This is a genomic window from Pseudomonas sp. UYIF39, assembly GCF_029963765.1.
Lineage (GTDB): Bacteria > Pseudomonadota > Gammaproteobacteria > Pseudomonadales > Pseudomonadaceae > Aquipseudomonas.
Window position 1 is genome coordinate 103,080 of the sequence record NZ_JALBYU010000013.1, and the last position, 26,313, is coordinate 129,392.

The following is a 26,313-nucleotide window of genomic DNA, read 5'->3' on the forward strand; positions in this document are numbered from 1 at the left end:
ACCGCGGCTAGAGCGCGTTGTAGACGCAACCTTGGCTTAAATGCCCTGCTCACTGGAGCCGGGCGGGCAACGCCTGTTACCATTCGCCCTTTGTTTTATCTTCATTTCGAGACTTGCCATGACCACCGTCCGCACTCGCATCGCGCCATCGCCTACCGGGGACCCCCACGTAGGTACCGCTTACATCGCTTTGTTCAACTACTGCTTTGCCAAGCAGCACGGCGGTGAGTTCATCCTGCGGATCGAAGACACCGACCAATTGCGTTCGACCCGCGAGTCCGAGCAACAGATTTTCGACGCCCTGCGCTGGTTGGGTATCGACTGGAGTGAAGGCCCCGACGTCGGCGGCCCGCACGGCCCTTATCGTCAGAGCGAGCGTGGCGACATCTATCAGAAGTACTGCCAGCAGTTGGTCGAAATGGGCCACGCTTTCCCGTGCTTCTGCACCGCTGAAGAACTCGACCAGATGCGCGCCGAGCAAATGGCCCGCGGCGAAACCCCGCGTTACGACGGCCGTGCGCTGTTGCTGTCCAAGGAAGAGGTCGATCGTCGCCTGGCCGCCGGCGAGCCACACGTGATCCGCATGAAAGTGCCGAGCGAAGGCGTTTGCGTGGTGCCGGACATGCTGCGTGGCGATGTCGAGATCCCGTGGGATCGTATGGACATGCAAGTGCTGATGAAGACCGACGGTCTGCCGACGTACTTCCTGGCCAACGTCGTCGATGACCACCTGATGGGCATCACCCACGTTCTGCGCGGCGAAGAGTGGCTGCCATCGGCGCCGAAACTGATTCTGCTGTACGAGTACTTCGGCTGGGAACAACCCGAGTTGTGCTACATGCCACTGCTGCGTAACCCGGACAAGAGCAAGCTGTCCAAACGCAAGAACCCGACCTCTGTGACGTTCTACGAGCGCATGGGTTTCATGCCGGAAGCGATGCTCAACTACCTGGGCCGAATGGGCTGGTCGATGCCGGACGAGCGCGAGAAGTTCTCGCTGCAGGAAATGGTCGACCATTTCGACCTGAGCCGCGTCTCCCTCGGCGGGCCGATTTTCGACATCGAGAAGCTGTCGTGGCTCAACGGCCAGTGGCTGCGCGACCTGCCGGTGGAAGATTTCGCTTCGCGCCTGCAAACATGGGCGCTGAACCCGGAATACATGATGAAGATCGCGCCGCACGTGCAGGGTCGGGTTGAAACCTTCAGCCAGGTCGCACCGCTGGCTGGGTTCTTCTTCGCCGGTGGTGTGAACCCGGACGCCAAGCTGTTTGAATCCAAAAAGCTGTCGGGCGATCAGGTGCGTCAGTTGATGCAGTTGATTTTGTGGAAGCTGGAAAGCCTGCGTCAGTGGAAGAAGGACAGCATCACCGCAACGATTCAGGCGGTGGTCGAATCCCTGGAGTTGAAGCTGCGTGATGCCATGCCACTGATGTTTGCCGCGATCACTGGCCAGGCCAGTTCAGTGTCGGTGCTCGATGCGATGGAGATCCTCGGCCCGGACCTCACGCGTTTCCGTCTGCGCCAAGCCATTGACCTGCTCGGTGGCGTGTCGAAGAAGGAAAACAAGGAGTGGGAAAAACTCTTGGGCAACATCGCCTGAGGTTGTTTGATCCTGCGTAGGAGCTGCCGAAGGCTGTGAACTTTTGATCCTGCTCTTCGGCGCCACCCCGGTTTTTCAGAGGGAGGGCGGTAAGTGATTGTTATGGCGACAAAAAATTTTGGAAATTGTTAAAAATAAGTTTGACAGCCTTCCGATGCGCCATTAAGATTCGCCCCGTCCTCAGCGATGAGGGGCTATAGCTCAGCTGGGAGAGCGCTTGCATGGCATGCAAGAGGTCGACGGTTCGATCCCGTCTAGCTCCACCAATTTACACTTCAAGGTCTGGCCACACCGGTCTTGAAGCGATCAACACTCAGCGTTGATCATGTGTATAGAAGGGTTTGCGTCCCCTTCGTCTAGTGGCCTAGGACACCGCCCTTTCACGGCGGTAACAGGGGTTCGAGTCCCCTAGGGGACGCCAGTTTTACAGAAGCGATGTTGCAAGATGTCGCTCCGCCGCGAGGCGAAAAATCCGGGGCTATAGCTCAGCTGGGAGAGCGCCTGCATGGCATGCAGGAGGTCAGCGGTTCGATCCCGCTTAGCTCCACCAATTTTACAGTTCAAGGTCTGGCCACACCGACCTTGAATCGATCAGCTCTCAGCACTGATCAGTTGTATAGAAGGTTTTGCGTCCCCTTCGTCTAGTGGCCTAGGACACCGCCCTTTCACGGCGGTAACAGGGGTTCGAGTCCCCTAGGGGACGCCACGATTACCCGCTCTGCGGGATTTTATAGGGTCATTCAATTATTGAATGGCCCTTTTGTTTGTCTGGCGTTTAGCCAAATCCCCCAATTTCTTTCAAACTGTTCTTCAGACCAGCGGTCACATCTACGACTTGCGGAAAATTATTATGAGAATAATATTCTAGTCGTAATATTCGGAGGCAACGATGAACGATAAAAAAGCTCAAACCCGCGAACGCATCCTCAAGGCTGCCAGCGCAGCGCTGATTCAGCGCGGCCCGGCCGAACCGAGCGTGGGCGAAGTGATGGGCGCGGCCGGCCTTACGGTCGGCGGCTTCTACGCGCACTTCGAAAGCAAAGACGCGATGATGCTGGAAGCATTCAAGCAACTGCTCGGTCATCGTCGTGGTTTGATCGCCGACATGGACGCCGAATTGACCGGCGAAGAGCGTCGTGCGTTGGTTGCTGCGTTTTATCTGTCACGCAAACACCGTGATTCTTCTGAGTCAGCCTGCCCGATTCCGGCTTCTGTCGGTGAGCTTGGGCGCCTGCCGGACGCGTTTCGCGTGGCGCTGAATGAGCATGTGGAAATGATGGTCGCGCAGTTGGCGGCCAGCCCGGAAGACACCGACAAAGCCTTGGCCGACATGGCCTTGATGGTCGGTGGTTTGGCTTTGGCTCGCGCGTTGGGGCCAGGAGAATTGTCCGATCGATTGCTGCGCGCCGCCAAGTCTGCGGTGCTGTGACCTAAAGGCATTAGCCTGAGGAGTGAGAGCGATGAGCACGTTGAAGTGGGTTCGTGGCGTTAATGGCACCTTGGGCTGGTTCGCACCGAAACTGGTTGCGAGCAAAATGCGACTGGCATTCATGACGCCGCGGGAACTGCCGCCGCGTGATTGGGAATTGCCGTTGCTGGCGAAGTCCGAGCGAATCACCCTGCGCTTCGGCCTCTCGGCGCTGCGTTGGGGGCAAGGGCCCGCGGTGTTGCTGATGCACGGTTGGGAAGGCCGGCCGACACAGTTTGCCAGCCTCATCACTGCGTTGGTCGATGCCGGTTACACCGTGGTTGCGCTGGACGGTCCGGCCCACGGTCGCTCGCCGGGTCGCGAGGCCAATGTGGTGCTGTTCGCCCGGGCCATGCTTGAAGCCGCTGCCGAGTTGCCGCCGCTGCAAGCCGTCATCGGCCACTCCATGGGTGGCGCCAGTGCCATGCTTGCCGTTCAGTTGGGCTTGCTTACCGAAACCCTGGTCACTATCGCTGCCCCTGCGCGGATTCTCGGCGTACTGCGCGGTTTCGCACGCTATGTGCGGCTGCCACCGAAAGCCCGCTCGGCGTTCATTCGTCAGGTCGAAAGAGACGTCGGCATGCGCGCAGCGGCGCTGGATGTCGCGCACTATCAACTCGACATGCCCGGCCTGATCGTTCACGCCGAAGATGACTGCTACGTTCCGGTCAAGGAATCGCAGCTGATCAACGAAGCCTGGTTCGACAGCCGTCTGTTGCGCCTGGAAGCGGGAGGTCATCAACGGGTGCTGGCTGACCCTCGGGTGATCGAAGGTGTTCTCTCGTTGCTCGCCGGTCGCAGTCTGCAATCGCGCCAATCGGCCTGAGCATCCGTTACACTGCCCCGGTGAAAATTTTCTGACCGGGAGTGGGGCATGGGCTGGGATCGGGCAACGCCATTTATCATTGATCTGGAAGTCGGCGCAGAGGACATCGATGGGTTGGGGCACGCGAACAACGCGGTGTACGTGACCTGGCTCGAACGCTGTGCCTGGCGCCACTCCCAGCGGCTTGGCCTGGACCTGGTCGAGTATCGTCGGCTGGATCGGGCGATGGCGGTGGTGCGGCACGAGATCGATTACCTGGCGGCCGCCTATGAAGGCGATGAATTGCAATTGGCGACCTGGATCGTCGATTGGGACCAGCGCCTGAAAATGACCCGCCACTTCCAGTTGAAGCGCCCCAGCGACAACATCACGTTACTGCGGGCGCAGACCACTTTCGTCTGTATCGAACTGTCGACCGGCAAGCCCAAGCGCATGCCGGCGGAATTCATCGAGGGCTACGGCCCTGCGTTGCAAGTCGCGATCTAATCGACGCTTTCGAGTAAACTGCCGCACGTTTTTCGTTGAGTGTGTTTTTCATGCAAATTGCTTTGGCGCCCATGGAGGGGTTGGTCGACAACATCCTGCGGGACGTGCTGACCCGTGTGGGCGGTATCGATTGGTGCGTGACCGAGTTCATTCGGATCAACGATCAGCTGCTCACGCCTGCCTATTACCACAAGTTCGGCCCGGAACTGTTGACCGGCGCCCGCACCGCATCCGGCGTGCCGCTGCGGGTGCAGCTGCTCGGTTCCGATCCGGTATGCCTGGCGGAAAACGCTGCGCTGGCGTGCGAACTGGGGTCGGAGGTCATTGACCTGAACTTCGGCTGCCCGGCCAAGACTGTGAACAAGTCCCGTGGCGGTGCGGTGCTGCTCAAAGAACCTGAGCTGTTGAACCAGATCGTCGAACATGTCCGTCGCGCCGTTCCGGCGCACATTCCGGTGACTGCCAAAATGCGCCTCGGTTTCGACAGCCCGGACGGTGCGCTGGTGTGTGCCGAGGCCCTGGCCGAAGGGGGCGCGGCGCACATCGTGGTTCATGCGCGGACCAAAACTGACGGCTACAAGCCACCAGCCCATTGGGAATGGATCCCCCGGGTGCAGGATGTAGTCAAGGTTCCGGTGTTCGCCAATGGCGACATCTGGAGCGTCGAAGACTGGCGTCGTTGCCGTGAAATCAGCGGCGTCGAGGACATCATGCTCGGTCGCGGCCTGGTCTCGCGCCCGGACCTGGCACGGCAAATCGCAATGGCGCGGGCCGGTGAGGATGTCGTAGAGATGTCCTGGGCCGAGCTGCTGCCGCTGATTCAGGATTTCTGGCTGCAAGCCAAGGCGCAGATGACAGCACGGCAATCGCCGGGTCGCTTGAAGCAGTGGCTGGCGATGCTGACCCGCAATTATCCCGAAGCGGTCGAGCTGTTCACCGTCCTGCGTCGTGAGACCGAACTGGATCAGGTCTCGCGTTTACTGGGTCTTCAGGTGTCTGAAGCCGCCTGAAAAAAATCTGTGTCATTTGAGTAGCTTTTGAAACGCCTCAACCGACAGGGGCGGACTGTGCAAATAGCCCTGATAAAAATGGCAGCCCAGCCCCTGCAAGAATTCCAGCTGCTCCGGTGTCTCCACCCCTTCGGCAATCACTTTCAATTCCAGGCTGCGGGCCATGGCAACGATGGCGCGGATGATCTCGGCATCGTTGGGGTCGGTGGTGGCGTCGCGGATGAACGATTGGTCGATTTTCAGGGTGTCGACCGGCAGACGCTTGAGGTAGGTCAGTGAGGAATAACCGGTGCCGAAATCGTCCATGGCGAAACTCACGCCGAGTTTTTTCAGGCTACGCATTTTGTTGATGGTGTCTTCCAGGTTCTGGATCACGATGCCTTCGGTGATTTCCAGTTTCAGCAGCGAGCAGGGCAGACCGTGGCTGGCGAGGCTGTGTTCGATGCGTTCGACAAAGTCATTCTGACGAAATTGCCGTGGGCTGATGTTGACGCAAAGGCTGAAGTCCAGCGGATCGACCAGGCCTTTGGCGATCAGCTGTTTGAAGGCGCTGCAGGCCTCGTCGATGATCCATGTGCCTACTTCCAGAATTAGCCCGCTGTCCTCCAGCACTTTGATGAACTCGGTGGGTGATTGCGCACCGAGTTCCGGATGATTCCAGCGCACCAGTGCCTCGGCGCCGACAATGCGGTCGTTCCGGGCGTCGACCTGAGGCTGGTAATGCACGCGGAACTCACCCCGGGAAAGGGCCAGGCGCAGGTCGGTTTCCATGCGCAAGCGTTCGCTCGCAGCCTTCTGCATGGCGTTGTGGTACATCTGCGTGGTGTTGCGGCCCGAATCCTTGGCCCGGTAGAGGGCGATGTCGGCGCGTTTGAGCAGGTCGGTCGGGGTCGAACCGTGATCGGGAATCAGCGCGATGCCGATGCTCGGGGTTACTTGCAGGCGTTGTCCGTCGAGGAACATCGGCTCCGACAGCAGTTCACGCAAGGTGTTCGCCAGTTGCAGGACTTGTTCGCTGACCTCGTTGCGCGAGCCTTCGAGCCCGCTGAGCAGTACCACGAATTCGTCACCGCCCAAACGCGCGACGGTGTCTTCCATGCGCACGCTGGCTTCGAGGCGCGCGGTGATGATTTTCAGCACGGTATCGCCCACCGGATGACCGAGCGAATCATTGATGTGCTTGAAGTGATCAAGGTCGAGAAACATCAGGGCGCCGCGCAGGTTGTGGCGCTTGAGCAAGGCAATCTGCTGACTCAGGCGATCCATCAGCAGGGCGCGGTTGGGCAGGTTGGTCAGCGGGTCGTGGTAGGCCAGGTGGCGGATCTGCGCTTCGGCGTTTTTCAGCAGGCTGACGTCCCGCGCGGTCAGCAGCAGGCAGGCGGTTTCGTTGAGGGTGATCGGTTCTACCGAGACTTCGACGGTCAGCAATTCGCCGCGTTTATTGCGTCCGAGCATTTCCTGGTGATGCACCCGGCCCTTGATCTGGAGTTCGGTGAGCAGCGCCGAACGTTGTTTTTCCTCGGCCCAGATGCCGACCTGATACACCGTGCGACCGACCACTTCATCGGCGCGGTAACCGGTCAGGCGGCAGAAGCCATCGTTAACCTCCAGATAACGCCCGGTGTCGCGCTCGGTGATGGTGATGGCGTCGGGGCTGGAGTGGAAGGCTTTGGCGAACTTCTCTTCGCTGGCCTTGAGCGCGGCTTCCGAGCGTTGCTGTTGAGTGATATCACGCAGGTTGGTGACAATGCACGGCTGCTCGCCGACGCTGATCTGGTGGCTTGAAATCACACAGGTCAGGTCTTGCCCGTCTTTGTGCTGAACCAGGATCGCTACGTTGTTCAGACCTTGTTCGCGGATGACCTGCTCGATCCGTCGCAGGCTTTGCACCGAAGCGTCCCATAGACCGATTTCGTCGGCGCTACGGCCAATCACATCGGCAGCACTCCAGCCGAAGGTCTGGGTAAAGCTGGAGTTGATCTCTATGAATTGACCGGTGTCCTGACGGGTCACGCAAATCGGGTCGGGGCTGACCTGGAACAGGGTGGCGAACTTCTCTTCGGACGCCACCAACCGCTGCTCGCGCTCTACCTGATCGGTGATGTCGAGCAGCGTGCCGGCCATGCGCAGCGGGGCACCGTTTTCATCGCGATAGAGCCGGGCGCGGCTTTCCAAGTAGCGCGAACTGCCGTCCGGCAGTTGTACGCGATAGGTCAGTTGATAATTGCCGGCAGGGCCTTCTCGCAGGCTGTGATAGGCATCGCGCATGGAGTCGCGTTCTTCCCCGGGAACGCCTTCGAAAAACTCGTCGAAAGATTCATGGAAAGGGATGGCTTCCAGCCCGTGCAGTTGGGCGGCGCGTGCCGAGCCGTACAGCATGCCGCTGGGAATATGCCAGTCCCACGTGCCGAGTTGCGCTGAATCCAGCGCCAGGTCGAGGCGCTCCTGGCTGTCTTTCAGGGCGTGTTCGGCGACTTTGCGTTCGGTGGTGTCTAGAAACGTACTCAGCAGATAAGGCTGACCTTCGAGCTCGACCTTTTGCGCGCTGAGGATGCCGTCATGGACCTGGCCGTTACTGGCACGAAATTGCACCTCCATGTTGATCAGTTCGCCCTTGGCCTTAGTGGCTGTGACCAGTTGCGCCCGTTGCTCCGGATGCACCCAGAGGCCCAGTTCCAGGGTGGTGCGACCGATAGCGTCCTGTACTGGCCAGCCAAACAGGCTTTCGAAATACTGGTTGGCTTCGCTGATCAGGCCGTCTTCCTGGCGGGTCAGCAGGACCATGTTCGGACACAGGTGGAACAGCGTGGCGAAGCGTTTTTCCGAGCTGCTCAACGCCTGTTCGCGCTGGCGCTGGTGGGTGATTTCACGGATGACGCCAATCATCCGTGGCCGGCCGTGTTTGTCCGGCAGCAGGCTGCCGTTGATCTCCAGCCAGTGCAGGCTGCCGTCGGGCCAGCGGATGCGGTGATGCATCGCCTGTTCCAGCGGGGCGCCGGCGATCACCGCGTCGAAGGCGCGAATGGTTTTCGCCCGATCCTCTGGCGGCAACAAGTCGAGGTATTCCAGATCCGCCGGCAGCGGTTGCCGGGGATCGAAGCCGAACAGCGCCTGGGTACCCCGCGACCAGCTGATCTGCCCACGTTCGATGTCCCAATACCAGGCGCCCAAACGTGCACCGTTGAGGGCGGCCAGCAATTGTGGGGCGCTTTCCCAGCTCTGCTCGGACCGTTTTGGGTCAAGCGCCTGTATACGCGGCATCGTCGGAATACGGTCAACAGATTTCGGCATTGGCAAGCCTTGGCTGAGTGGGGTGTCAGGTTCAGTGACTCGAGGCCCTATAGGCGTAGCACAGCTTAGCCGAGAGTCCCTGGCAGATCGATTTGTGCATCCAGCAAGGCCATGAAGGCCCGTGCCGCATTCGACAGCGTCCTTTCTGTGTGCAGGATATAGCCTAGCTGGCGAGTGAGTTGTATGCCTGGTAAAGGTATTCGCGCAACCTGATCATCAAGCATGGTGCGCGGCAACACGCTCCAGGCCAGGCCGATCGAGACCATCATCTTGATGGTTTCCAGATAATTGGTGCTCATGGCGATGTTCGGCGTCAGGCCTTGAGCTTCGAACAGGCGCCGGACGATGTGGTGAGTAAAGGTGTTGCCGCCGGGGAAAACCGCCGGGTGCAGGGCAATGTCCGCCAGGCTGACCGGGCCGTGGCTGATCAGCGAGTGCTCCGGGGCGACCACGAAGTCCAGTGGGTCGTCCCACACTGGCGTGGCCTTGACCAGTGCGTGGGGCTCCGGCGCCAGGGTGATGACCGCCAGTTCGGCGCGGCCATGGAGGATTTCTTCGTAGGCCACTTCCGAATCGAGGAACTGAATATCCAGCGCCACTTGCGGGTAACGTCGGGTGAACTCCCTTAATAAGGGGGGCAAGCGGTGCAGGCCGATGTGGTGGCTGGTGGCCAGTGTCAGGCGGCCGGTCACTTCGCCGGTCAGATTGGTCAGGGCGCGGCGTGTGTCGTCCAGCACGTTCAGAATCTGATAGGCCCGCGGCAGCAAGGCGCGTCCGGCCTCGGTCAGGCTGACTTCACGGCCCAGGCGATCGAACAGGCGCACCTTCAATTGCTGCTCCAGTCCTGCGATACGCTTGCTGATGGCCGGTTGCGTCAAGTGCAGCCGTTCGCCAGCGCCGGAGAAGCTGCCGGTCTCGGCAATCGCGATAAAAGCATTGAGGTTGGCGAGGTCCATTGCGGTATTCCAGTTGGTTATCCAAAGCATAAAAAATATGAATTTGAGTTATTTAATGTAACCCCCTAGGATCGACCTCACAAGCCAAGGGGTTATTGAATCCTTCAAGACCCACGGCATAGAAACAAGCTGATGAGGACCGTCTGATGGCCGGCAAAACGCTTTACGACAAGCTCTGGGATTCCCATGAAGTGAAACGGCGCGACGATGGGTCGTCGCTGATCTATATCGACCGCCACATCATCCATGAAGTGACTTCGCCCCAAGCTTTCGAAGGCCTGCGTCTGGCCGGGCGCAAGCCTTGGCGTGTCGACTCGATCATCGCGACCCCGGACCACAACGTACCGACCACTCCGGATCGCAAGGGCGGCATCGAAGCGATTACCGACCAGGTCTCACGATTGCAGGTTCAGACCCTCGATGACTACTGCGACGAATATGGCATCACTGAATTCAAAATGAATGACGTGCGTCAGGGCATCGTTCACGTGATCGGTCCGGAGCAGGGTGCCACGTTGCCAGGCATGACCGTGGTCTGCGGCGACTCGCACACCTCGACCCACGGCGCGTTTGGCGCATTGGCCCACGGCATCGGGACTTCCGAGGTCGAGCACGTGTTCGCCACGCAGTGCCTGGTCGCCAAAAAGATGAAAAACATGCTGGTGTCGGTCGAAGGTAAATTGCCGTTCGGCGTGACCGCCAAGGATATCGTGCTCGCCGTCATCGGCAAGATTGGCACCGCCGGCGGTAACGGTCACGCCATCGAGTTCGCCGGCAGCGCCATTCGCGATTTGTCCGTCGAAGGCCGCATGACCATCTGCAACATGTCCATTGAAGCCGGCGCTCGTGTTGGCCTGGTGGCTGCCGACGAAAAAACCGTGGCTTACGTCAAGGGCCGTCCATTTGCGCCGAAAGGCGCGGAATGGGACATGGCGGTCGAAGCCTGGAAAGACCTGGTGTCCGACGCCGATGCGGTGTTCGACACCGTTGTTGAGCTCGACGCCGCTCAGATCAAGCCGCAAGTCAGCTGGGGCACTTCGCCCGAGATGGTCCTGGCGGTTGATCAGAACGTGCCAGACCCAGCGAAGGAAATGGACCTGGTCAAACGCGGTTCCATCGAGCGCGCCTTGAAATACATGGGTTTGAGCGCCAATCAGGCGATCACCGACATTCAACTGGACCGCGTCTTCATTGGTTCCTGCACCAACTCGCGGATCGAAGACTTGCGTGCTGCGGCGGTGATCGCCAAGGGCCGCAAAGTGGCTTCGACCATCAAGCAAGCCATCGTGGTGCCGGGCTCGGGCCTGGTGAAGGCGCAAGCCGAGGCCGAAGGCTTGGACAAGATTTTCCTCGAAGCCGGTTTCGAGTGGCGTGAACCGGGTTGCTCGATGTGCCTGGCGATGAACCCGGACCGTTTGGAGTCGGGCGAGCATTGCGCCTCGACCTCCAACCGCAACTTCGAGGGGCGTCAGGGCGCCGGTGGCCGTACGCACCTGGTCAGCCCGGCCATGGCTGCGGCAGCTGCCGTCCACGGTCGTTTCATCGACGTTCGCGAACTGATCTGAGGAACCGCACATGAGAGCTTTTACCCAACACACCGGTTTGGTCGCGCCATTGGACCGTGCCAACGTCGACACCGACCAGATCATTCCGAAGCAGTTCTTGAAGTCGATCAAGCGCACTGGTTTTGGTCCGAACCTGTTCGACGAATGGCGCTACCTGGACGTGGGCTATGCCTACCAGGACAACTCCAAGCGTCCGCTGAACAAGGACTTCGTGCTCAACGCCGAGCGTTATCAAGGCGCCAGCGTGCTGGTGGCCCGCGAGAACTTCGGTTGCGGCTCGAGCCGCGAACACGCGCCATGGGCGCTGGAAGAGTACGGTTTTCGCAGCATCATCGCGCCGAGCTACGCCGACATCTTCTACAACAACAGCTTCAAGAACGGCTTGCTGCCGATCATCTTGAGCGACGCTGAAGTGGATGAGTTGTTCCAGCAGGTCGAGGCGAATCCTGGCTACGAGTTGACGGTCGACCTGCAAGCCCAGACCGTCACCCGGCCTGATGGCAAGGTCTACAGCTTCGAACTTGACGAGTTCCGCAAGCATTGCCTGGTCAACGGTCTGGACGACATCGGCCTGACCTTGCAGGACCACGAAGCGATCGCGGCGTTTGAAGCCAAACACCGTGCGAGCCAGCCTTGGTTGTTTCGCGACGTTTGATTTTGCGTAAGGCGATATGACGCCATCGCGAGCAAGCTCGCTCCCACAGGGTTTTTTGTACGCCGCAAATCCACTGTGGGAGCGAGCTTGCTCGCGATGAGGCCCGGATAGTCACCACAAGGCTAAACCCCAAAAAGGAAGTCCCATGACCAGCACTGCCCAGCACACTCAGGTTGTACAAAAGCAATTCGGTGAACAAGCCTCGGCCTATCTGAGCAGCGCTGTACACGCTCAGGGCACCGAATTTGCGTTGCTACAGGCTGAACTGGCAGGGCAGGGCGATGCCCGTGTGCTGGACCTGGGTTGCGGCGCCGGTCACGTGAGTTTTCACGTGGCCTCGCTGGTGAAAGAAGTGGTGGCCTACGATTTGTCGCAGCAGATGCTCGACGTGGTGGCCGCTGCGGCGATTGATCGTGGTCTGAGCAATGTGACTACGGTCAACGGCGCCGCCGAGCGTCTGCCGTTCGCCGATGGCGAATTCGATTTCGTCTTCAGCCGGTATTCGGCGCACCATTGGAGCGATCTCGGCCTGGCCCTGCGAGAGGTCCGCCGGGTGCTGAAGCCGGGCGGCGTGGCGGCGTTCGTCGACGTGTTGTCGCCGGGCAGTCCGTTGTTCGACACTTACCTGCAAAGTGTCGAAGTGCTGCGCGACACCAGCCATGTGCGCGATTATTCCGCCGGCGAGTGGTTGCGCCAGATCAGCGAAGCGGGGTTGCATACTCGCAGCACCACCCGTCAGCGCCTGCGTCTGGAGTACACCTCGTGGGTCGAGCGCATGCGCACACCAGAGGTGATGCGCGCGGCAATCCTCGAGCTGCAGCAATCGATGGGTAATGAAGTACGCGAATACTTTGAGATTGAGGCCGATGGTTCGTTCAGTACAGATGTGCTGGTGCTGATGGCTGAAAAATAAGCGTCAAACGAATTTTTCCGGGCGTGCCCCAAGGGCACGCCGACTGATGACATGAGGAAAGCATGAGCAAGCAGATTCTGATTCTCCCAGGTGACGGTATTGGCCCGGAAATCATGGCCGAAGCGGTCAAGGTACTTACACTTGCCAACGAAAAGTACAGCCTGGGCTTCGAGCTGAGCCATGACGTGATCGGTGGCGCTGCCATCGACAAGCACGGCGTGCCGCTGGCTGACGAAACCCTGGACCGTGCACGCGCTGCAGATGCGGTACTGCTGGGCGCCGTGGGCGGCCCGAAATGGGACACCATCGAGCGTGACATTCGCCCTGAGCGCGGCCTGCTGAAAATTCGTGCGCAACTGGGCCTGTTCGGCAATCTGCGTCCGGCGATCCTGTACCCGCAGCTGGCCGAAGCTTCGAGCCTGAAGCCTGAAATCGTGGCTGGCCTGGACATCCTGATCGTCCGTGAGCTGACCGGCGGTATCTACTTCGGCGCGCCACGCGGTACTCGCACTCTGGAAAACGGCGAGCGTCAGGCTTACGACACCCTGCCGTACAGCGAAAGCGAAATCCGTCGTATCGCCCGTGTCGGTTTCGACATGGCTATGGTGCGCGGCAAGAAGCTGTGCTCGGTGGACAAGGCCAACGTGCTGGCCTCCAGCCAGCTGTGGCGTGAGATCGTCGAGCAAGTGGCCAAGGATTACCCTGAAGTCGAACTGAGCCACATGTACGTCGACAACGCCGCCATGCAACTGGTGCGCGCACCGAAGCAATTCGACGTGATCGTCACTGACAACCTGTTCGGCGATATTCTTTCCGACCAAGCGTCGATGCTTACCGGTTCCATCGGCATGCTGCCGTCGGCATCCCTGGATACCAACAACAAAGGCATGTATGAGCCGTGCCACGGTTCGGCGCCGGACATCGCTGGCAAAGGCATTGCCAACCCGTTGGCGACCATTTTGTCGGTGTCGATGATGCTGCGTTACAGCTTCAATCTGCAGGATGCGGCCGATGCGATCGAGAAGGCCGTCAGTCTGGTATTGGACCAAGGCCTGCGTACTGGCGACATCTGGTCGGCCGGTTGCACTAAAGTCGGTACGCAGCAAATGGGCGACGCAGTAGTCGCCGCGCTGCGGAATCTGTAATCTCACGGGCCCGCTGCAACTTTCACTCTTGAAAGCAGCGGCCCACTTTTTAAAGAAGGTGTAGTTGCGATGAAACGTGTAGGTCTGATCGGTTGGCGCGGTATGGTCGGTTCCGTGCTCATGCAGCGGATGCTGGAAGAGCAGGATTTCGATCTTATTGAGCCGGTGTTTTTCACCACTTCCAATGTCGGTGGCCAAGGCCCGTCCGTGGGCAAGGACATTGCTCCGCTCAAAGACGCTTACAGCATTGATGAGCTGAAAACCCTCGACGTGATTCTGACCTGCCAGGGTGGCGACTACACCAGCGAAGTTTTCCCGAAACTGCGCGAAGCCGGCTGGCAGGGTTACTGGATCGACGCCGCTTCCAGCCTGCGCATGCAGGATGACGCGGTGATCGTGCTGGACCCGGTGAACCGCAAGGTCATCGACCAGCAGCTCGACGCGGGCACCAAGAACTACATCGGCGGCAACTGCACCGTCAGCCTGATGCTGATGGGCCTGGGCGGTCTGTTCGAAGCCGGTCTGGTGGAGTGGATGAGCGCCATGACCTATCAGGCGGCCTCCGGTGCCGGCGCGCAGAACATGCGCGAACTGATCAAACAAATGGGCGCGACCCACGCCGCTGTCGCCGATCAACTGGCCGACCCGGCCAGCGCGATCCTCGACATCGACCGTCGTGTGGCCGAAGCCATGCGCAGCGACGCGTACCCGACCGAAAACTTCGGCGTACCGCTGGCCGGCAGCCTGATCCCATGGATCGACAAGGAACTGCCGAACGGTCAGAGCCGTGAAGAGTGGAAGGCCCAGGCCGAGACCAACAAGATCCTTGGTCGCTTCAAGAGCCCGATTCCGGTCGATGGCATCTGCGTGCGCATCGGCGCCATGCGCTGCCACAGCCAGGCGCTGACCATCAAACTGAACAAAGATGTGCCGATCGCCGACATCGAAGGGCTGATCAGCCAGCACAACCCTTGGGTCAAACTGGTGCCGAACAGCCGCGAAGCCAGCATTCAGGAACTGAGCCCGACGAAAGTCACCGGCACCCTGAACGTACCGGTTGGCCGTCTGCGCAAGCTGAACATGGGCACGCAGTACGTCGGCGCGTTCACCGTCGGCGACCAACTGCTGTGGGGCGCGGCTGAGCCGCTGCGTCGCATGCTGCGGATCCTGCTTGAGCGTTGATCGATTGAAGCAATGAACGAACCCGTGCCTTGAAAGAGGTGCGGGTTTTTTCTTTTGGTATGTTCGTCGCCTGCAAAAAGATCGCAGCCTTCGGCAGCTCCTTCATCGGCGCGTGCAAACCCGATCCTGTAGCTGCCGAAGGCTGCGATCTTTTGCTCTAAATTGCCGAACTGCCAACCACCCGGTAAAGTGCCGCTCCCCCCGTTTCGCCAGAGGTAGAACCATGAGCCAGTCCTTTGATATCGCCGTGATCGGCGCCACCGGTACTGTCGGCGAAACGCTCGTGCAGATTCTCGAAGAGCGCGACTTCCCTGTTGGCAATCTGCACCTGCTCGCCAGCAGCGAATCGGCTGGGCATTCGGTGCCGTTTCGCGGCAAGAACGTGCGGGTGCGGGAAGTCGATGAGTTCGACTTCAGTAAAGTCCAGCTGGTGTTCTTCGCTGCCGGCCCGGCGGTAACCCTGAGTTTCGCTTCGCGGGCCACGGCCGCCGGTTGCTCGCTGATCGACTTGTCCGGCGCCTTGCCGGCTGATCAGGCGCCACAAGTCGTGCCTGAAGCCAACGCGCAGGTGCTGGCCGGTTTGAAAAAGCCGTTCCAGGTCAGCAGTCCAAGCCCTTCGGCCACCACACTGGCGGTCGTGCTGGCGCCGTTGCTCGGTTTGCTCGATCTGCAACGCATCAATTTGACCGCCAGCCTGGCCGTCTCCGCCCAGGGCCGCGAAGCCGTCACCGAGCTGGCACGGCAAACGGCCGAGCTACTCAATGTGCGTCCGCTGGAGCCGACCTTCTTCGATCGGCAGATGGCCTTCAACTTGCTGGCGCAAGTGGGCAAGCCAGATGATCAGGGTCACACGCTGCTGGAAAAACGCCTGGTGCGCGAGCTACGTCAGGTCATGGCGCTGCCTTTATTAAAGATTTCCGTCACTTGCATTCAAGCCCCGGTGTTTTTTGGCGATAGCTTTAACGTGACCTTGCAGTCATCGAGCGACATCGACCTGGCCAAAGTCAACGCCGCCCTGGAAGACGCGCCCGGTATCGAGTTGGTGGAAGCCGGCGATTACCCGACGCCGGTAGGCGATGCGGTAGGGCAGGACGTGGTCTACGTTGGTCGGGTTCGCAACGGGATCGACGACCTGTCGGAACTAAATTTGTGGCTGACGTCAGATAACGTACGCAAAGGCGCAGCGCTCAATGCTGTGCAGGTGGCTGAATTGTTGATAAAAGACCTGCTGTAAAAGATACTTGGCAACAATTTGTCGAATGAATCCGGCCGGGCGCTATGCTTGGCCGGACTGCTGAAGGCGGGCTCCCTCCGGGGTTTTGCGTGGCATGAATGAAATGACCGCGCGCGATGACTCTTCGCCGTCGCGCGCAATGCCTTACGGCAGCGACTATCAATACCTTCTCGCTGGCCGAGGAATGTTCAAACAAAGGATGAGGCTATGGTTCAAGTTCGCAAACTGGTGTTAGCAATAGCGGCCGCCTCGGCGCTGTCCTCCGGTATGGCGCATGCCCTCGGGCTCGGGGAATTGACCCTGAAGTCGACGCTGAACCAGCCCCTGGTGGCAGAAATCGAGTTGCTCGACGTCAAGGACCTCACCGCTGCCGAATTGGTGCCGAGCCTGGCTTCGCCCGAAGATTTCGCCAAGGCAGGTGTCGACCGCCAGGCGTTTCTCAATGACCTGACCTTTACCCCGGTACTCAACGCCAGCGGCAAAAGCATCCTGCGTGTGACGTCCAGCAAACCACTCTCCGAACCCATGGTGAAATTCCTGGTTCAGGTGATGTGGCCCAGCGGTCGCTTGCTGCGCGATTACAGCGTGCTGCTCGATCCGTCCAAATTCTCGCCGCAAACCGCCGATGCGGCTGCGCAGCCTGCACCGACGCAAACCGTCACCGCACCGGTGACCGGTGGCACCAAACCAACCCAATACACCACCGCGCCGCGCGATACCCTGTGGGAAATCGCTGCGAAGGCGCGCAATGGCGGCTCGGTCCAGCAAACCATGTTGGCCATCCAGGCGTTGAATCCGGATGCCTTTATCGATGGCAACATCAACCGGTTGAAAGCCGGTCAGGTGCTGCGTCTGCCGGATCAGACGCAGAGCGCCAATGTGCCGCAACCGAAGGCCGTTGCTGAAGTCTCCGCCCAGAACACCGCGTGGCGTCAGGGGCGTCGTTACGTGGCGAAGCCCGGGACCGGACAGCAGCAGCTCGATGCCACCAAGCGCGCTCGCGGTGAAGGCCCTTCGTCGCAAGCGGCGACAGACAAGCTGAGCCTGGTGTCCGCCGAGTCCGGCAAGGCCGGTGGCAAAGGCGCCAAGGGTGATGCCAAGAATTTGAGCAACAAGCTGGCCGTGACCCAGGAAAGCCTCGACACGACCCGTCGTGACAACGCCGAACTGAAAGGCCGCATGACCGATCTGCAAAGTCAGCTGGACAAGCTGCAACGCCTGATCGAACTGAAGAACAATCAACTGGCCAAGTTGCAGGCTGAAGGTGCGGCGGGTGCCCCGGCACCAGGTGCGACCACTCCGGCAATGTCAGCCGAACTGGCGGCCAATCATGCGGCAACAACGCCTGCGAACGCGGCTCCGACTGCACCTGAGGCTGCTGCGCCCGAGGTCACTCCGGCTCCGGTCGAGCCGCCTGTCGAGCCGACGCCGGCAGCATCCGACGATCAGCAATTCAAAGAACTGCTGACCAATCCGTGGCTGCTGGGTCTGGCAGGTGGCGGTGCCGTGGTGGCGCTGTTCCTGCTGCTGTTGCTGGCGCGTCGCCGCAAAGCCCAGCAAGAAGCCGAGAAGCATTTGCGCATGGCCCGTGAATTGGCCGAGGAGCAGGCGTTCTCCGCTGAACTCGATCTGCCAAAAAGCATTTTCGAAGACCTGGACGTGCCGCCGCCGAGCGTGAAGCTTGCTACCACGCCAACTCCAACTCCAGCGCCAGCCCTTGCGCCCGCACCGGTAATTGCTCCGGTTGTGGTAACGCCGCCGATCGCTGCGCCATTGGTTTCGCCTGCTGGCGAGCGCGATGACGACGTACTGAGCAAAGCACAGTCGCACATCGCTGCCGGTCGTCTGAATCAGGCAGCTGCCTTGCTGGAAGACGGGATCAAGCAAGAGCCGCAACGCAGTGACCTGCGCCTCAAGCTGATGGAAGTCTATGGTCAGCAAGGCGACCGCGATGCATTCGTTGCCCAGGAGCGCCAATTGGTGGCTAACGGTGACAACTTTGCTCAGGTCGAAAAACTCAAGAGCCGCTTCCCGGCCATGGTCATTGCGGCGGTTGGTGGTATCGCAGCCGCTGCGATCGCTGCCGAACTGGACGCGCAATACGTCAAGGATCTGCTGCTGGACGAGTCTGAAGCGCCGGCACCGGCAGTGCCCGATGACTTCGACAGTGCTTTCGATTTGAGCCTGGATGATCTGGAATCTGCCGCTCCGGCGGTGGTTGCACCAGAGGCAGAGGCAGAGGCAGAGCCCGATGACTTCGACAGTGCCTTCGATTTGAGCCTGGATGATCTGGAAACTGCCTCTCCGGCAGTGGTTGCACCAGAACCAGAGGCAGAACCAGTGTCTGCGGCTGAGCTGGGCGAGTTCCCGCTGGACGACGACCTGAGCTTCGAATCGGTGTTGCAGCAGCAGACCGACATCAAGGAAAACCTCGATGACCTGTCGGACTTCGACCTGGATATGGAACTCGGTGCGGATGCCTCGCCGGCTACCCTGGCCGAAGACGACTTCCTGTTGAGCCTGGATGACGGCGTCAAGGACCTGGATTTACCTGTCGCTGAAGCGCCGGCTGTTCCCGAGGTTGCGCTGGACGATCTGGAGCTGCCGGCCGATTTCGACCTGTCGCTGGCTGACGAAATGGACGCGCCAGATGCTCCGGACGCGTTTGCAGCCGAACTGGATGACGTCAACGCCGAACTGGATCGTCTGTCCCAGAGTCTTGGCGAGCCGAGCTTCACGGCGGAAGACGCCATGGCCTCTGCAGCTGAGGAACCAGAATTCGATTTCCTTTCCGGCACTGACGAAGTCGCGACCAAACTCGATCTGGCCCAGGCCTACATCGACATGGGCGACGCCGACGGTGCCCGGGACATCCTCAACGAGGTGGTGACCGAGGGTGATGCTGGTCAGAAGAGCGAAGCCAAGGAAATGCTTTCGCGTCTGGCGTGATTGATCGGTAAGGCGTAAACAAAACGGCAGCCATTGAGGCTGCCGTTTTTGGTTCAGTCGACGACAGAAAGTTCCTGGCAGGCCACAAACAGCACACGCCTCTGGCGTCCCGGTCCGGCGGCCTTATAATGCCCGCCTTTGCGTACATCAGCAGGCTGTCACTCCTTGGCAAATATAGATAATCCGGCCGCCGAAATGGTGGCCGACGGCTTTTTCCGGATCGCGTTGGGTGTTGAATACAAAGGCTCGCGCTATCGCGGTTGGCAGCGCCAGGCTTCCGGCGTACTCACCGTGCAGGAAACCCTCGAAAAGGCCTTGTCCAAAGTCGCCGATTCACCGGTGTCGCTGCTCTGCGCCGGGCGTACGGATGCCGGTGTGCATGCGTGCGGTCAGGTGGTGCATTTCGATACCCAGGTCGAGCGTTCGATGAAAGCCTGGGTCATGGGCGCCAATATCAATTTGCCCCATGACGTCAGTGTCAGCTGGGCCAAGGTCATGCCGGCGCATTTCCATGCGCGGTTCAAGGCGAGTGCCCGGCGCTATCGCTACGTGATCTACAACGATCAGATCCGCCCGGCGCACCTGAACGAAGAAATCACCTGGAACCACCGTCCGCTGGACGTCGAGCGCATGGCCGAGGCGGCGCAGTACCTGGTCGGCACCCATGATTTCAGCGCTTTCCGTGCGGGTCAGTGTCAGGCCAAGTCGCCGATCAAGGAGCTGCATCACCTGCGCGTCACGCGCCACGGCAAGATGATCGTGCTGGACATCCGCGCCAGCGCTTTCCTGCACCACATGGTGCGCAACATTGCTGGCGTGCTGATGACCATCGGTGCTGGCGAGCGCCCGGTGGAGTGGATGAAAGAGGTGCTGGAGAGCCGCATTCGCCGTTCCGGTGGGGTGACGGCGCATCCGTACGGCCTCTACCTGGTGCAGGTCGAGTACCGCGACGAGTTCGAATTGCCCGAGCGTTACATCGGGCCGCACTTCCTGACCGGCTTCTCGGAACTTGACGGCTGACGCCCTCGAACGCTTTTGTTACCATCCGGGACTTTCTCGGATTTACCTTGGGGTTCTATCGACATGTCGGCCGTTCGCAGCAAGATTTGTGGGATTACCCGCATAGAAGATGCGTTGGCGGCGGTTGAGGCCGGGGCTGATGCGATCGGATTTGTGTTCTACGCCAAAAGCCCGCGGGCCGTGACGTTTCAGCAGGCGCGCTCGATCATCGAGGCGTTGCCGCCGTTCGTGACCACCGTAGGGCTGTTCGTCAACGCCAGTCGCTGCGAGTTGGGGGAAATCCTCGACGCCGTGCCGCTGGACCTGTTGCAGTTCCATGGCGATGAAACCGCGGCCGAGTGCGAAGGCTGGCACCGCCCGTACATCAAGGCGCTGCGGGTCAAGGCCGGTGACGATATCGCGGCTGCGTGCGATGCGTTTCCAGGCGCCAGGGGTATCCTGCTCGACGCCTATGTCGAAGGCGTACCCGGCGGAACCGGTGAGGCGTTTGACTGGTCTCTGATACCGCAAGGCTTGAGCAAACCGCTCATCCTGGCGGGTGGCTTGACGCCGGAAAACGTCGCCGAGGCGATTGCAAGGGTTCGGCCTTATGCCGTGGACGTCAGCGGTGGGGTGGAGGCGAGCAAGGGCATCAAGGATCACGCAAAGATTCAGGCATTCATTAAAGCGGTTGTAGGACGTTGATGTGACGGCTGGCACACTGCCGCCGTCCACAGGCATGGCTGAGGGTTTTTGGGGTGTACGCAGGTCACGTTCAGCTGATCCGGCAACCCATTGATCATCGCCACACACATGAATTTAGCTCAAGGGCATACGCGGGGCTGCGAACCAGAGCGTTCGGGCCGCCGGTACTGGAGAAAGAAAGCATGAGCAACTGGTTAGTAGACAAACTGATCCCTTCGATCATGCGTTCCGAGGTCAAGAAGAGCTCGGTGCCTGAAGGTCTGTGGCACAAATGCCCGTCTTGCGAGGCTGTGCTGTATCGTCCGGAGCTGGAAAAGACCCTGGACGTTTGCCCCAAGTGCAACCACCACATGCGTATCGGCGCTCGCGCCCGCATCGATATCTTCCTCGACGCTGAAGGCCGTGCCGAACTGGGCGCGGACCTGGAGCCGGTTGACCGTCTGAAGTTCCGCGACGGCAAGAAGTACAAGGATCGCCTGACCGCTGCGCAGAAGCAGACCGGTGAAAAAGACGCACTGATCTCCATGAGCGGCACCCTGCTGGGCATGCCGGTAGTGGTTTCGGCCTTCGAATTCTCTTTCATGGGGGGGTCGATGGGCGCCATCGTTGGTGAGCGTTTTGTTCGCGCCGCCAATTACGCGCTGGAAAACCGTTGCCCGATGATCTGCTTCGCCGCTTCTGGCGGTGCGCGGATGCAGGAAGCCCTGATCTCCCTGATGCAAATGGCCAAGACCTCTGCGGTGCTGGCGCGTCTGCGTGAAGAAGGCATTCCGTTCATCTCCGTGCTGACCGACCCGGTCTACGGTGGTGTTTCCGCCAGTCTGGCGATGCTCGGCGACGTGATTGTCGGCGAGCCGAAAGCCCTGATCGGCTTCGCTGGCCCGCGTGTCATTGAACAAACCGTGCGTGAAAAACTGCCGGAAGGCTTCCAGCGCAGCGAATTCCTGCTGGAACACGGTGCGATCGACATGATCATTCACCGTCAGGAACTGCGTCCGCGTCTGGGCAATCTGCTGGCACAAATGATGGGCCTGCCGACGCCGAAATTCGTCGCCGCGCCAATCGAGCCAATCGTGGTTCCACCGGTACCCGCCAACATATGATCGAACGTACCCTTGGCGAGTGGCTCGCCTACCTTGAGCAGTTGCACCCTTCGGCCATCGACATGGGCCTGGAGCGCTCGCAACAGGTAGCGTCCCGTATGGGACTGGGCAAGCCGGCGCCTCGGGTGATCACGGTCACCGGTACCAACGGCAAAGGTTCTACCTGCGCATTCGTGGCTTCATTGCTGCGGGCGCAGGGCCTGAACGTCGGTGTCTACAATTCTCCGCACTTGCTGCGATACAACGAGCGGGTGCAGGTCAATGGCGTCGAAGCCACTGACGCCGAGCTGTGCGAAGCCTTTGCCGCGGTCGAGGCAGGCCGTGGCGACACATCCTTGACGTACTTCGAAATGGGCACCCTGGCTGCGTTCTGGCTGTTTCAACACGCCAGTCTCGACGCAGTGGTGCTGGAAGTAGGGCTGGGCGGGCGTCTGGATACGGTCAACGTGGTCGATGCCGATATGGCGCTGGTCACCAGCATCGGTGTCGATCACGCGGATTATCTGGGCGATACCCGTGAGTCCGTAGCGTTCGAAAAGGCCGGCATCTTCCGCCAGGGCGCGCCTGCGCTCTGTGGCGACCTGAATCCTCCGCAGCCTCTGCTGGATAAAGCCCGCGAGCTCAATTGCCCGTTTTTCCTGCGTGGGCGCGATTTCGACCTCGGCATCACTGATCGCAACTGGCAATGGCGCGGTATTGACGCTCAAGGGCGTGTGGTCGAGCTGCATGATCTGCCGTTGCTCGATCTGCCGATGGAAAACGCCGCGCTGGCGTTGCAGGCTTACCTGCTGCTCGGGTTGCCTTGGGTGGATGCACAACTTATTGCTGCGCTGAAAGCCACTCGGGTGGTCGGTCGCCTCGATCGCCGTCAGTTCGACTGGCAGGGCAAGCGCCTGAACTTGTTGCTGGACGTGGGGCATAACCCCCATGCGGCAGAGTATCTCGCTCGCCGTCTGGCGAGCCGACCACCGGCCGGCAAGCGTCTGGCGGTGTTCGGATTGCTGGCGGACAAGGATCTGGATGGTGTTGTTGGTGAATTGAATGCTAGTGTCCAGCACTGGGCCGTCGCGCCGCTGGATTCACCGCGAGCTCGCCCGGTTGCCGATTTGCACGCGGCGTTGCAGAAGCTTGGCGGCTCGGTAACGTCCTATGATAGCGTAGCCGCCGCCCTGGAAGGGCAGTGCGCGCTGGCGACGAGCGACGACGAGATTCTGTTGTTCGGATCATTTTATTGTGTCGCCGAGGCCCTCGAATGGCTGGCTCGGCGCTCCACGGAGGAAGCGGCAAATGGCATTGCTGGATAAGGCATACAAACAGCGCATGGTTGGCGCCCTGGTTCTGGTGGCGCTGGCGGTGATTTTCCTGCCTATGTTGTTTTCCCGTCAGGATGAGCCGCGTCAAGTGACGGTTGAAGCCCCGGCTGCGCCGCAAGCACCTTCGGTGCCGCAAGTTCAGGTCGAGCCGGTGGTGGTGCCTGAGCCGCAAGCGCTGCCTCAGGAGCCCGTGCCGAGTGATGATGAAATCGCTCAGCAAGAAGCACCGTTCACGCCGATTGCCCCGAGTGTGCCGGTGGCGCCTGCGCCTGCCGCCAAACCGGTCGCGCCAACTCCGGCGCCGGCCAACAAACCAACGGTTGCACCTAGCCAGCCCATCACGGCTGCACCGGGCAAGCCGGACACGACTCAAAGCCGCGTCGATGCCAATGGCCTGTCGGTCAGCTGGTCGGTGCAACTGGCCAGCCTGTCGAGTCGTGAAAGTGCCGAAAGCCTGCAAAAAGACCTGCGCAGTCAGGGCTACAACGCTTACATCCGTGCCTCTGACGGCAAGAACCGAGTGTTCGTCGGGCCGCTGATTGAGCGCGCCGAAGCCGACCGCCTGCGTGACTTGTTGGACCGTCAGAGGAAGCTCAAGGGCTTTGTCGTGCGTTTCCAGCCTGAGCGTGGCTAAAACTATCGCCTCGATTTGAAATGCACTGACAATCGCAGCTTACCGATAAGCATGGGCTCTGCTAAAATGCGCCGCCTTATCCGTCTGTAGGCTGCACTGTGCCATTTACCTGGGTTGACTGGGCGATCGTTGCAATCGTCGCCATCTCCGCATTGATAAGTCTGAGCCGCGGCTTCGTCAAAGAAGCACTATCGCTGGTGACCTGGATCATTGCAGGAGTCGTCGCCTGGATGTTCGGTGGTTCATTGTCCGAGTACCTCGGCGGATACATCCAAACGCCGTCGGCCCGTGTGATCACGGGCTGTGCCATCATGTTTGTCGCCACGTTAATCGTAGGCGCGATGATCAATTATCTTATCGGCGAATTGGTTCGCGTCACCGGGCTATCCGGGACCGATCGATTCCTCGGCATGGCCTTCGGCGCCGCGCGTGGCGTATTGCTGGTGGTCGTGGCGGTCGGGCTGTTGAGCCTGGGGCCGGTACAGCAGGACGGGTGGTGGCAAGAGTCACAGCTCGTGCCAAAATTTCTATTGGTTGCAGACTGGTCCAAAAACCTGATTCTCGGGTGGAGCAGTCAGTGGCTTGCCAGCGGTATCAGCGTACCCGCTGAGATACCGTTCAAGGAGCACCTCTTGCCGATGGTCAAAACGCCTCAGTAAGTTGTGTTCAGTTCAGATCCATTAAGTAGGGGTTGCGTCGCATGTGTGGCATCGTCGGTATCGTCGGTAAGTCGAACGTCAATCAGGCGCTGTATGACGCGCTAACCGTCCTCCAGCACCGCGGCCAGGACGCTGCCGGTATCGTGACCAGCCATGATGGCCGGTTATTCCTGCGCAAGGACAATGGCCTGGTGCGTGACGTGTTCCATCAGCGTCACATGCAGCGCCTGGTCGGTCACATGGGTATTGGCCATGTGCGTTACCCGACCGCGGGCAGTTCGACTTCGGCCGAAGCCCAACCGTTTTACGTCAACTCGCCTTACGGCATCACCCTGGCGCACAACGGTAACCTGACCAACGTTGAACAGCTGGCCAAGGAGATTTACGAATCTGACCTGCGCCACGTCAACACCAATTCCGATTCGGAAGTGCTGCTCAACGTGTTCGCTCACGAACTGGCCCAGCGCGGCAAGTTGCAGCCAACCGAAGAAGACGTGTTCGCTGCCGTCACCGACGTGCACAACCGTTGCGTCGGTGGTTATGCAGTCGTGGCGATGGTGACCGGTTACGGCATCGTCGGTTTCCGTGACCCGCACGGCATCCGCCCGATCGTCTTCGGTCAGCGTCACACCGACGAAGGCGTCGAGTACATGATCGCTTCCGAAAGCGTCTCCCTGGACGTGCTCGGTTTCACCCTGATTCGCGATCTGGCGCCGGGCGAAGCGGTCTACATCACTGAAGACGGCAAGCTGCACACCCGTCAGTGCGCGACCAACCCGTCCCTGACCCCGTGCATCTTCGAACACGTGTACCTGGCGCGTCCGGACTCGATCATCGACGGCGTTTCGGTCTATAAGGCCCGTCTGCGCATGGGCGAGAAGCTCGCCGAGAAGATTCTGCGCGAGCGTCCGGAACACGACATCGACGTGGTCATCCCGATCCCGGACACCAGCCGCACTGCGGCCCTGGAGCTGGCAAACCACCTGGGCGTGAAGTTCCGCGAAGGCTTCGTGAAGAACCGCTACATCGGCCGGACCTTCATCATGCCGGGCCAGGCTGCACGGAAAAAATCCGTGCGCCAGAAGCTCAACGCCATTGAGCTGGAATTCCGCGGCAAAAACGTGATGCTGGTGGATGACTCCATCGTTCGCGGCACCACCTGCAAGCAGATCATCCAGATGGCCCGCGAAGCCGGCGCCAAAAACGTCTACTTCTGCTCCGCGGCACCAGCCGTTCGCTACCCGAACGTCTACGGTATCGACATGCCGAGCGCTCACGAGTTGATCGCGCACAACCGTTCGACCCAGGACGTGGCTGATCTGATCGGCGCTGACTGGTTGATCTATCAGGACTTGCCTGACTTGATCGAAGCGGTCGGTGGCGGCAAGATCAAGATCGAGAAGTTCGATTGCGCTGTGTTCGACGGCCAGTACGTCACCGGCGACGTTGACGAGGCTTACCTGAACAAGATCGAGCAGGCACGTAATGATGCCTCCAAGGTCAAGACGCAGGCAGTCAGTGCGATCATTGATCTGTATAACAACTGAGTAACTACCGGCCCCTTGGGGCCGGTTTTGTATCTACTAAAAGAATTCTTATTTATAAAAAACGGGGCAAGGA

The 26,313-nt window shown here is 60.1% G+C and carries 22 protein-coding genes and 4 tRNA genes; 24 read left to right on the forward strand and 2 right to left on the reverse strand.

Going from position 1 to position 26,313, the window contains the following annotated elements; all coding sequences use genetic code 11:
* The first annotated feature begins 118 nt into the window (after nucleotides 1–118).
* From gltX to MO767_RS18600, 9 genes are all read left to right on the forward strand, one after another.
* Nucleotides 119–1,600, forward strand: a complete 1,482-nt coding sequence (gene gltX, locus MO767_RS18560) for a glutamate--tRNA ligase (RefSeq protein WP_282481696.1) — start codon at nucleotides 119–121, stop codon at nucleotides 1,598–1,600.
* Between the two features lie 190 nt (nucleotides 1,601–1,790).
* A tRNA-Ala gene (locus tag MO767_RS18565) sits at nucleotides 1,791–1,866 on the forward strand.
* A gap of 79 nt (nucleotides 1,867–1,945) precedes the next feature.
* Nucleotides 1,946–2,021: transfer RNA gene (locus tag MO767_RS18570), tRNA-Glu, on the forward strand.
* A gap of 53 nt (nucleotides 2,022–2,074) precedes the next feature.
* A tRNA-Ala gene (locus tag MO767_RS18575) sits at nucleotides 2,075–2,150 on the forward strand.
* Between the two features lie 80 nt (nucleotides 2,151–2,230).
* A tRNA-Glu gene (locus MO767_RS18580) sits at nucleotides 2,231–2,306 on the forward strand.
* Nucleotides 2,307–2,489: 183 nt separating this feature from the next.
* A complete protein-coding gene (locus tag MO767_RS18585) occupies nucleotides 2,490–3,029 on the forward strand; it encodes a TetR/AcrR family transcriptional regulator (protein ID WP_008028313.1) in 540 nt (179 codons plus the stop codon).
* A gap of 31 nt (nucleotides 3,030–3,060) precedes the next feature.
* On the forward strand, nucleotides 3,061–3,894 hold the full coding sequence (locus tag MO767_RS18590) for an alpha/beta fold hydrolase (protein WP_282481697.1): 834 nt from the start codon (nucleotides 3,061–3,063) through the stop codon (nucleotides 3,892–3,894).
* A 48-nt stretch (nucleotides 3,895–3,942) separates the two neighbouring features.
* Nucleotides 3,943–4,380, forward strand: coding sequence for a thioesterase family protein (locus MO767_RS18595; RefSeq protein WP_282481698.1), 438 nt, complete (start codon nucleotides 3,943–3,945; stop codon nucleotides 4,378–4,380).
* 50 nt (nucleotides 4,381–4,430) lie between these two features.
* Entirely contained in the window at nucleotides 4,431–5,390 is a 960-nt protein-coding gene (locus MO767_RS18600) for a tRNA-dihydrouridine synthase (RefSeq protein WP_282481699.1), read from the forward strand.
* A gap of 12 nt (nucleotides 5,391–5,402) precedes the next feature.
* Here MO767_RS18600 and MO767_RS18605 read toward each other — a convergent pair whose 3' ends face one another.
* Together MO767_RS18605 and MO767_RS18610 are read right to left on the reverse strand one after the other, a co-directional pair.
* Complete coding sequence (locus MO767_RS18605; RefSeq protein WP_282481700.1) at nucleotides 5,403–8,681, reverse strand: bifunctional diguanylate cyclase/phosphodiesterase; 3,279 nt, start codon at nucleotides 8,679–8,681, stop codon at nucleotides 5,403–5,405.
* Nucleotides 8,682–8,746: 65 nt separating this feature from the next.
* Nucleotides 8,747–9,637 (reverse strand): LysR family transcriptional regulator, encoded by an 891-nt coding sequence (locus tag MO767_RS18610; RefSeq protein WP_008151271.1) that lies wholly within the window; start codon nucleotides 9,635–9,637, stop codon nucleotides 8,747–8,749.
* A 146-nt stretch (nucleotides 9,638–9,783) separates the two neighbouring features.
* On the opposite strand from MO767_RS18610, the gene leuC reads away from it, so the two are divergent.
* From leuC to purF, 15 genes are all read left to right on the forward strand, one after another.
* Nucleotides 9,784–11,202 (forward strand): 3-isopropylmalate dehydratase large subunit, encoded by a 1,419-nt coding sequence (gene leuC, locus MO767_RS18615; RefSeq protein WP_074875226.1) that lies wholly within the window; start codon nucleotides 9,784–9,786, stop codon nucleotides 11,200–11,202.
* A 10-nt stretch (nucleotides 11,203–11,212) separates the two neighbouring features.
* Nucleotides 11,213–11,857: a 3-isopropylmalate dehydratase small subunit gene (gene leuD, locus MO767_RS18620; protein WP_282481701.1), complete on the forward strand. Its 645-nt coding sequence runs from the start codon at nucleotides 11,213–11,215 to the stop codon at nucleotides 11,855–11,857.
* Nucleotides 11,858–12,002: 145 nt separating this feature from the next.
* Complete coding sequence (locus MO767_RS18625; protein ID WP_282481702.1) at nucleotides 12,003–12,770, forward strand: class I SAM-dependent methyltransferase; 768 nt, start codon at nucleotides 12,003–12,005, stop codon at nucleotides 12,768–12,770.
* A 62-nt stretch (nucleotides 12,771–12,832) separates the two neighbouring features.
* A complete protein-coding gene (gene leuB, locus MO767_RS18630) occupies nucleotides 12,833–13,915 on the forward strand; it encodes a 3-isopropylmalate dehydrogenase (protein WP_282481703.1) in 1,083 nt (360 codons plus the stop codon).
* 69 nt (nucleotides 13,916–13,984) lie between these two features.
* Nucleotides 13,985–15,097, forward strand: coding sequence for an aspartate-semialdehyde dehydrogenase (asd, locus tag MO767_RS18635; RefSeq protein WP_033061853.1), 1,113 nt, complete (start codon nucleotides 13,985–13,987; stop codon nucleotides 15,095–15,097).
* 29 nt (nucleotides 15,098–15,126) lie between these two features.
* Complete coding sequence (locus tag MO767_RS18640; RefSeq protein ID WP_282481704.1) at nucleotides 15,127–15,258, forward strand: hypothetical protein; 132 nt, start codon at nucleotides 15,127–15,129, stop codon at nucleotides 15,256–15,258.
* A 62-nt stretch (nucleotides 15,259–15,320) separates the two neighbouring features.
* The gene (locus tag MO767_RS18645; protein ID WP_201186989.1) at nucleotides 15,321–16,331 is read left to right on the forward strand and encodes an aspartate-semialdehyde dehydrogenase; all 1,011 of its coding nucleotides are present in this window, start codon (nucleotides 15,321–15,323) and stop codon (nucleotides 16,329–16,331) included.
* A gap of 207 nt (nucleotides 16,332–16,538) precedes the next feature.
* Complete coding sequence (locus MO767_RS18650) at nucleotides 16,539–19,280, forward strand: FimV/HubP family polar landmark protein (protein ID WP_282481705.1); 2,742 nt, start codon at nucleotides 16,539–16,541, stop codon at nucleotides 19,278–19,280.
* A gap of 195 nt (nucleotides 19,281–19,475) precedes the next feature.
* On the forward strand, nucleotides 19,476–20,300 hold the full coding sequence (truA, locus tag MO767_RS18655; RefSeq protein WP_282481743.1) for a tRNA pseudouridine(38-40) synthase TruA: 825 nt from the start codon (nucleotides 19,476–19,478) through the stop codon (nucleotides 20,298–20,300).
* Nucleotides 20,301–20,363: 63 nt separating this feature from the next.
* A complete protein-coding gene (locus tag MO767_RS18660; RefSeq protein ID WP_282481706.1) occupies nucleotides 20,364–20,984 on the forward strand; it encodes a phosphoribosylanthranilate isomerase in 621 nt (206 codons plus the stop codon).
* Nucleotides 20,985–21,166: 182 nt separating this feature from the next.
* Nucleotides 21,167–22,087: an acetyl-CoA carboxylase, carboxyltransferase subunit beta gene (accD, locus tag MO767_RS18665; RefSeq protein ID WP_056744405.1), complete on the forward strand. Its 921-nt coding sequence runs from the start codon at nucleotides 21,167–21,169 to the stop codon at nucleotides 22,085–22,087.
* Nucleotides 22,084–23,391 carry a bifunctional tetrahydrofolate synthase/dihydrofolate synthase gene (gene folC / locus MO767_RS18670; protein WP_282481707.1) on the forward strand — a complete coding sequence of 436 codons (1,308 nt, stop codon included), beginning with the start codon at nucleotides 22,084–22,086 and terminating at the stop codon, nucleotides 23,389–23,391. Before accD ends, folC begins: the two co-directional genes overlap by 4 nt.
* Nucleotides 23,375–24,034, forward strand: a complete 660-nt coding sequence (locus MO767_RS18675) for an SPOR domain-containing protein (RefSeq protein ID WP_282481708.1) — start codon at nucleotides 23,375–23,377, stop codon at nucleotides 24,032–24,034. The genes folC and MO767_RS18675 overlap by 17 nt, the downstream gene beginning before the upstream one ends.
* A 98-nt stretch (nucleotides 24,035–24,132) precedes the next feature.
* Nucleotides 24,133–24,693, forward strand: a complete 561-nt coding sequence (locus MO767_RS18680) for a CvpA family protein (protein WP_282481709.1) — start codon at nucleotides 24,133–24,135, stop codon at nucleotides 24,691–24,693.
* 41 nt (nucleotides 24,694–24,734) lie between these two features.
* Nucleotides 24,735–26,240 carry an amidophosphoribosyltransferase gene (purF, locus tag MO767_RS18685; RefSeq protein WP_010456022.1) on the forward strand — a complete coding sequence of 502 codons (1,506 nt, stop codon included), beginning with the start codon at nucleotides 24,735–24,737 and terminating at the stop codon, nucleotides 26,238–26,240.
* Nucleotides 26,241–26,313: the final 73 nt, after the last annotated feature.